Annotated in this window: 4 protein-coding genes; all 4 read left to right on the top strand. The window is 43.3% G+C overall.

Annotated elements, in window-relative coordinates:
• Positions 1 to 356 precede the first annotated feature (356 nt).
• The 4 genes from IHD13_RS17955 to IHD13_RS17940 all read left to right on the top strand — a co-directional run bounded on the left by IHD13_RS17955 (position 357) and on the right by IHD13_RS17940 (position 2,736).
• Positions 357 to 500, top strand: coding sequence for a hypothetical protein (locus IHD13_RS17955; protein WP_195862406.1), 144 nt, complete (start codon positions 357 to 359; stop codon positions 498 to 500).
• A gap of 126 nt (positions 501 to 626) precedes the next feature.
• The gene (locus IHD13_RS17950; protein ID WP_230086411.1) at positions 627 to 1,061 is read left to right on the top strand and encodes a glycine-rich domain-containing protein; all 435 of its coding nucleotides are present in this window, start codon (positions 627 to 629) and stop codon (positions 1,059 to 1,061) included.
• Positions 1,052 to 2,374 (top strand): hypothetical protein, encoded by a 1,323-nt coding sequence (locus IHD13_RS17945; RefSeq protein ID WP_195862404.1) that lies wholly within the window; start codon positions 1,052 to 1,054, stop codon positions 2,372 to 2,374. Before IHD13_RS17950 ends, IHD13_RS17945 begins: the two co-directional genes overlap by 10 nt.
• Positions 2,371 to 2,736, top strand: coding sequence for a tryptophan 7-halogenase (locus IHD13_RS17940; protein ID WP_195862403.1), 366 nt, complete (start codon positions 2,371 to 2,373; stop codon positions 2,734 to 2,736). The genes IHD13_RS17945 and IHD13_RS17940 overlap by 4 nt, the downstream gene beginning before the upstream one ends.
• Positions 2,737 to 2,781: the final 45 nt, after the last annotated feature.

The following is a 2,781-nucleotide window of genomic DNA, read 5'->3' as shown; positions in this document are numbered from 1 at the left end:
CGATGATCTACCTGATTGGCAGCCCCGTGGGCCGCTTGTCCGATCAGGCCAAATCCACATGAAGTGACGAAGAACCTAAAAACCCCCGCTCCACCCTGCCCCCAGCGCCCCTCGGCACATGCTGAAAAGGAGTGCAAAGGCAGGGTTTTGGTTGCGAGAAATCGGAATAGATGATGACTGAATGTGTTGTAGGAAATAAGATATATATTGAGTGAGTAAAAACCCAAGGAAAAATGTATTAATTAGCTTACTAAAATACAACAATTTCCATGCCGATCGATGCTTGTCGGAACTGGCCATGTGTGGAAATCTTGATCTGCCGAATAAGAGGAATCTAATTAATGAGGATTTTATTCATGGATAAGCTGATTGAGAAACTCAATAATCAACCGAAAACCGTGAAGCCTGAGCAACGCGCTAATACTGAGCGCTTCTCCGATGTTGGGGCAGGCGGTGTTGGTGGTGGTGGTGGCCATTGCCAAGGTGGCGGTAGCTGGTAAGACACTCATTCAATGATGAGCAAGGGAGGAGGAGTGCTCTCCTCCTCCTGATAATCAATGCCCAATTATCGAGTTGGGGAGTGGCGATTGATGTTAAAAAATATAGCGATTACGCTTCCTCATAGCATGAGTAAGCCAGAAATAGAAAATGAACCGACTCTTGAGGAAGCAGTTAAGCATATAGATGACATGGATTTTTCTCTTATTAAAGGGAAGTTGAAGAAGGAAGATCCTAGTGTGTCAAGGGTGTGGGGTGAGGATGAGCTGGATGTCGCTGTGCAATATTACAAAAACTTCCTCTATTTGAATAAGAAATACATCGATGAGGTTCCAGTCATAGTTCCAAGCATAGAGGTTGATGAGATTTGGCATCACCATATATTGGACACGAGGAGTTATATTAAGGATTGTGCGTCTATTTTTGGCTATTATTTCCACCATTACCCCTATTTTGGTATGCGAAGCGAAGTTGATTACAAGAATCTTGGGGAGGCGTACGAAGTTACACAGATGCTCCATGAGCTGGAGTTTGGAGAAAGGATGAAACGGATATGGGCATAGCAGGAGGCAGGGAAAGGCTCCTTAAGGGAGATTATCTGCAGTTTATACTTCCTAAGATAGTTCCATATACAGTTAGTCGTGCTGCTCCATTTTTATCAACTGTATCGGTGACTCTGTTTCTGGCCAATGTGGATTTTTCTAGCTTGTCAGTGTTTGGGTACTTGCTCTCAATATTTGTAATTGCAAGTACTGTCTTGACAATGTCATTGGCAATGGTGGGAAATGTCTCTATATCGTCTAACAATAGTGCTTCGGGGCAGCAAGTGTTACTTATGTCAAGTTTGGCGCTTGCGATGATCCTAGTTCCCTTGTCAATTTTATCAAATTACATTATCTACGATGTGTTTGTGGATGTTTCAGGCTTCTCTGATGGGATGGTGGAGACAGCCGAAACAGCAGTCTTTGTATATTTGTTAGGCACGTTTTTCTCGGGCGTTGGCTTGCCGATTTTCTACTTTCTTGAGGCGAGAGGGAAACAAAAATCGCTTTACAAGGTCAAGGTGATTTCCTTGTTTATTACTTTGGCGATGTTGTCTTATTACTTTATTGGCACACCCGTCGAACCATTGGTCTGGGCATTCATTTGCATGTTAGTGGCGGATGTTTTTTTCTTGTTGTCGATGCTTTGCATATTGTTTAGTAAGCGTGGAGAATGTTTTGATTTTCGTGGCTTTAACTTTGACGTGAAAGTTGCACAAAAGATATTTCTCTTGGGGTGGCCGGTGGCGGTTGGTCTTGCAGTGCAAAAAGGGCTGTATTATTTAATTAACGAAAGGGCGCTTTCTATCAATGCTGACTATGTTGGGTTGTTGTCAATTTTTGGTAGTCTGGCGACGTTTTTCTTAATTCCGATAATATCGTTCGCACAGGCGAACAGTCTGTATGTTAGCAAGCAGCGTGCTGCTGGATGCTCTATTGTTAAGCTTGGTGAGTCGTCGCTTGTGCTTTTGTCGGTGATTACAGTTTCTTGTGCGCTATGTGCGATTTCGTTTCCCTTTTTGTTTGAAGTATTTAATCTCAGAGGTGCTGCGCTTGTCCCTGGGTCATTGTTCCTTATTTCGTTGTTTTTGTTTATTTTTTCCAGTGGGTTATTGACCTTTTTGACAAGCGCTCTCAGGGGGTTGGAGGATACTCTTACGCCTCAGTTGGTTATAAATTGTATCATGATGGTGGTGTTTGTTCCCGTTGTATGGTTGAGCGCTTTTGACCAGGCTGAGTTTCAAACAATAGTAAACTTGCAATCCTTATTTCTTATGGCGTGTGCGTTAATTTTGGCTGCTAGGTATATCCGGGCCACCAAGGGGGAGTTATGATGCTGAACCTAAGGGATGTAAATAAGCTGGCCATTGTTGGTGGTGGTACTGCGGGGTGGCTGACTAGCTTTTTCATGAAAGAGATATTTCCCCGTGCCGAAGTCATCGTCATTGAGTCAAGTGCAATTGGTACTGTAGGCGTAGGAGAAGGAACTTATAGGAACTTCAAGCATGTTCTGGATAGGTTTTTAATTGACGAGGATGAGTTTTTCAGGGAGACGAATGCTTCTCTAAAGCTTGGTATTTCATATAAGGGTTGGAGGAATGATCATAAGGATTATATGCATTTATTTCACGATCATATACTCTCTGAGTTGTCGAAACTAAGAGTCCTGAATTCAACCAATAAGCGCAGCACCTGATGTGTCCAGTGCTCCTGAATACTCGCCCAGAAATACCAGGGCGGG

The sequence above is a fragment of the Halomonas sp. 328 genome (assembly GCF_015645095.1).
Taxonomy (GTDB): domain Bacteria; phylum Pseudomonadota; class Gammaproteobacteria; order Pseudomonadales; family Halomonadaceae; genus Bisbaumannia.
The sequence above is the reverse complement of the archived record's forward strand: the minus strand, read 5'-3'. Positions and strand labels throughout refer to the sequence as shown.

Excerpts from the sequence above, each read along its gene's own strand:
- IHD13_RS17955 (WP_195862406.1), top strand. The coding sequence starts at position 357 with ATGGATAAGCTGATTGAGAAACTCAATAATCAACCGAAAACCGTGAAG.
- IHD13_RS17940 (WP_195862403.1), top strand. The coding sequence starts at position 2,371 with ATGATGCTGAACCTAAGGGATGTAAATAAGCTGGCCATTGTTGGTGGT.
- IHD13_RS17950 (WP_230086411.1), top strand. The coding sequence starts at position 627 with ATGAGTAAGCCAGAAATAGAAAATGAACCGACTCTTGAGGAAGCAGTT.
- IHD13_RS17945 (WP_195862404.1), top strand. The coding sequence starts at position 1,052 with ATGGGCATAGCAGGAGGCAGGGAAAGGCTCCTTAAGGGAGATTATCTG.